The organism is Neorhizobium sp. BETTINA12A, from assembly GCF_023006485.1.
In the GTDB taxonomy this organism is placed as follows: Bacteria; Pseudomonadota; Alphaproteobacteria; order Rhizobiales; family Rhizobiaceae; genus Neorhizobium.
Window position 1 is genome coordinate 1 of the sequence record NZ_JALBGW010000306.1, and the last position, 2,058, is coordinate 2,058.

General features: G+C 62.4%; 2 protein-coding genes. Both read left to right on the top strand.

All coding sequences use genetic code 11. The annotated features are described in order from the left end of the window. On the top strand, positions 1–438 hold a 438-nt coding region (locus tag MOV61_RS29625), incomplete at its 5' end, for an aldehyde dehydrogenase family protein (protein ID WP_247139137.1). A gap of 48 nt (positions 439–486) precedes the next feature. Continuing rightward, on the top strand, positions 487–2,058 hold a 1,572-nt coding region (locus tag MOV61_RS29630; RefSeq protein ID WP_247139138.1), incomplete at its 3' end, for a thiamine pyrophosphate-requiring protein.

Consider the following 2,058-nt stretch of genomic DNA (forward strand, 5'->3'; position numbering starts at 1 on the left):
CGCGACGCGATCGAGGCGCTGGTGCAGGACGCCACCTCCAAGGGCGCCAAACTGCTCGCCGGCGGCCATCGCATCAACAACGAAGGCTTTTTCTACGCCCCGACTGTTCTCGCCGACGTGCCAGGCGATGCGCGGATCATGAGCGAGGAGCCGTTCGGCCCTGTCGCGGTGCTCAACCGCTTCTCGGATTTCGACGATGCGGTCACCAAAGCAAATGAACTGCCCTACGGCCTTGCGGCCTATGCCTTCTCCAATTCGCACAAGACCATCGCAAAACTTTCCGACGCGCTGGAAGCGGGCATGGTCGGCATCAATTCCTTCAATATCTCCATGCCGGAAACGCCGTTCGGCGGGGTGAAGGCCAGCGGCCACGGTTCCGAAGTCGGGATCGAGGGCGTCGATGCCTACATGGTTACCAAGACGGTCAGCATCACCTGACGGACGAGTTTCTGGCGGGTTCTTAAAAGTTTCCAAGAGGATTGCAGCATGAAACACGAAAAACCGACCGGCACCTTCGCCGCCGAAGCTGTGCTGACCCACATGAAGGCCGCCGGCATCGATGTCCTGTTCGCCAATGGCGGCACCGACTTTCCGTCGATCATCGAGGCCTTTGCCCGCCAAGCGGAAACTGGCTTGAAAATGCCGGAAGCTCTGGTCATCCCGCATGAGGGTGTCGCAGTCGGCATGGCGCATGGCTATTACCTGATGACGTCAAAACCGGCCGGCGTCATCGTTCACGTCAATGTCGGGCTTGCCAATTCGGTCATGGGCTTGATCAACGCCCGGTCGGAAAACGTGCCTGTGATGATGTTCTCCGGCCGCACGCCGATTACCGAACACGGCCGCTTCGGCTCGCGTTCCTCGCCTATCCATTGGGGCCAGGAAATGTTCGACCAGGGCGGCATGGTCCGCGAAGTGGTCAAATGGGACTATGAACTGCGTTATCCGGAACAGGCGGGCATCGTCATCGACCGCGCCATGAGCATCGCCATGAGCGAGCCCCGCGGTCCCGTTTATCTGAGCCTGCCGCGCGAGGCGCTGGCCGAAGGTGCTAAGGTCGAGATCAGTCACCGCTCGACAGTCACCCCGACCACCTACGGCCCGGCCGATCCGGAATTGGTCGCTCAGGCTGCCGACCTGCTCGCCAAGGCCAAAAATCCGCTGATCATTACCCAGAGCCCGGAGCTCGCTGCGGATTTCGAGCCGCTCGCCGGTTTCGTCGAAAAGTTCGCGCTGCCGACAATCGAGATGTGGGCAACCCGCCTGGCACTGCCGAGCGGCCACCCAATGATGATCGGCCGCGACTCGACCCAGGTCCTGAAGGAAGCCGATGTCGTGGTCGTGATCAATGCCGCGGTTCCGTGGATTTCAGACCATACGGAGCTTTCAGCCGGCGCCAAGGTCATCGCCATCGGTCCGGACCCGCAGCATAGCCGCGTACCGATCCGCAGTTTTCCGATCGACATCGCGCTTGCCGGCGGCGTCAACAAGACGATCGCGGCGCTTGCCGCTGCGATGGCCGAGCGCGTGCCGGCATCCGAAACCTTCTCCGAGCGCCGCGAAAAATGGGCGAAGATCAAGGCGGCCCAGGCCGAGGCCGCCGACAAGCGCGCCGCCATGGGCAACGGTTCGCCGATGACACCGGCCTATGTCAGCCGCTGCATCTCCGATATCCTGGACGAAAAGACGACTGTCGTGAACGAACTCGGCATCGATCCGTCGGTGATGAGCTTCAAATATCCGAAATCCTACTTCTCGACCCCGCTTTCCGGCGGTCTCGGCTTCGGCCTGACCGCAGCGCTCGGTGCCCAGCTTGGCGACCGCAGCCGCCAAGTGATCGCCACGATCGGCGACGGCTCCTACATGTTCGCCAACCCTGTCGCCTGCCACCAGACGGCAACCGCGCTGAAACTGCCGCTGCTGACGGTCGTCTTCAACAACGGCATCTGGAACGCCGTGCGCCGCTCGACGCTCTACATGTATCCGGACGGCAGTGCTGCGACCGCCAACACCATGCCGATCACCGCGCTCGATCCGGCCCCGGACTATGCCGCCGTC